The 1,494-nt window shown below is 70.1% G+C and carries 2 protein-coding genes and 1 tRNA gene; 1 reads left to right on the plus strand and 2 read right to left on the minus strand.

Going from position 1 to position 1,494, the window contains the following annotated elements; all coding sequences use genetic code 11:
• Window positions 1-105: 105 nt before the first annotated feature.
• Together EXE45_RS16590 and EXE45_RS16595 are read right to left on the minus strand one after the other, a co-directional pair.
• On the minus strand, window positions 106-558 hold the full coding sequence (locus tag EXE45_RS16590) for an RNA-binding domain-containing protein (RefSeq protein WP_137694975.1): 453 nt from the start codon (window positions 556-558) through the stop codon (window positions 106-108).
• The gene (locus EXE45_RS16595; RefSeq protein WP_137694976.1) at window positions 555-1,199 is read right to left on the minus strand and encodes an AAA family ATPase; all 645 of its coding nucleotides are present in this window, start codon (window positions 1,197-1,199) and stop codon (window positions 555-557) included. Before EXE45_RS16595 ends, EXE45_RS16590 begins: the two co-directional genes overlap by 4 nt.
• A gap of 100 nt (window positions 1,200-1,299) precedes the next feature.
• On the opposite strand from EXE45_RS16595, the gene EXE45_RS16600 reads away from it, so the two are divergent.
• Window positions 1,300-1,374 (plus strand) — tRNA-Arg (locus EXE45_RS16600).
• Window positions 1,375-1,494: the final 120 nt, after the last annotated feature.

The raw sequence follows: 1,494 nt of genomic DNA on the forward strand, positions 1-1,494 counted from the left end.
CGGCGCCGTCTACCCGGCCGCCTTCGGCGCGATAGGCGGTGCGGGCTCGTCGCTGTTGGGTGACTGAATCGGAAAACCGGACGCGTTCGCGCGCCGTTCGACGCCTCAGTGCGCCTCGTCCTCGGGGTCGAACCGGTCGCCGTACTCGCGGACGGGGTCGACCGGCTGGCCCCCGTCCGTCTCGGGCGCGACGTAGTCGATGAACGACTCGACGTCCGGCTCTCGGACGCGCACCTCGACGTCGATCTCGCCCAGCTCGTCGGGCTCGCCGACCGCGAAGTTGACGACGCCCTCGAGCGCCGCCTGCTTCTTCAGCGAGAAGGCGAACCCCTCGTCGGTGCGGTTCTGCAGGAAGACGCGCCGGGCGGTGTCGAGTATCTCCTGTTCGTGGAGCACGTCGGAGAAGGCGTCGAGGCTGTGGGTCTCGGAGACGAGTCGCCCGTCCTCGTGGACCGGCTCGGCGTCGGGGAAGACGTTCGCCACCGCGTCGGTGACTCGGTCGGTCACCTCGGTGTCGTGAACCGGCGTCTCGATCCGGACGTCGACGCTGTAGATCACGCGCCGTCACCTCCGGCCTCGGGCGCCTCGGCGTCGGCGGCAGATGTCTCGGCGGCCTCGTCGTCGGAGCGGTCCGGCTCCGCCCCCTCGTCGTCGACGCCCAGCACCTGGCGGACGCGCTCGCGGAACGCCGCGAGGCTGTCGGTGTTGTCGATCTCGACGTCGGCCCGCTCTAAGGTCTCGCCGAGGCCGAGGTCGATCTCGCGCTCGTCGCGCTCGCGGAGCGCCTCCAGGTCGGAGTCGGAGTCGTCGCGGCCGCGCTCGCCCAGTCGCTCGGCCCGGAGCTCGAACGGCGCCCGGATCGCGACGAGGGTGAAGTCGTCGCCGAACGCCTCGCGGAAGCGGTCGAGTTCGACGGTCGAGCGGAGGCCGTCCACGAGGACGGTCTCGTCGCGGTCGCTCTCGGCCGCGGCCTCCCGAATCCGGGGAAGCGTCCGCGCGGCGATGGCGTCGTCGCCCTCCTCCTCGCGGAGCGTGCCCGCCATCCGCCCGTGGTGTTGCGCCGGGTCGAGCCCGCGGCGGCGGCACTCGGCGCGGATCACGTCGCCCATGACGACGACGGGGATGTCCGCCGCCTCGGCCACGTTCGCCGCCTCCCCTTTCCCGCTGCCGGGGAGGCCGACGGTTCCGATAACGTTCATTACCGGCGGATACTCCGCTCGCGGACTTAGGTCTGCTGTTGGCCCGCGGGCGGCGCGAACCGCGGGCGTTTTTTAGACTCGGGGGATCAAAAGTCGATGAGGGCACATAGCTCAGCCCGGATAGAGCGTCGGACTTCTAATCCGACGGTCGTGGGTTCGAATCCCACTGTGCCCGTACAGCGAGGAGCGAAGCGACGAGCGAACCGGCACGCAGGGGATTCGAACCCTATCAGTCGCGCGCAGCGAACGTAGTGAGCGAGCACGTCTGATTTTGGTTCGAATCCCACCGTGCTCG

It is taken from the genome of Halorubrum sp. SP9 (assembly GCF_005435015.1).
In the GTDB taxonomy this organism is placed as follows: domain Archaea; phylum Halobacteriota; class Halobacteria; order Halobacteriales; family Haloferacaceae; genus Halorubrum; species Halorubrum sodomense.

What these genes read in the sequence shown, in the direction of transcription:
- EXE45_RS16595 (WP_137694976.1), bottom strand. Translation starts at nt 1,199, where the DNA reads ATGAACGTTATCGGAACCGTCGGCCTCCCCGGCAGCGGGAAAGGGGAG.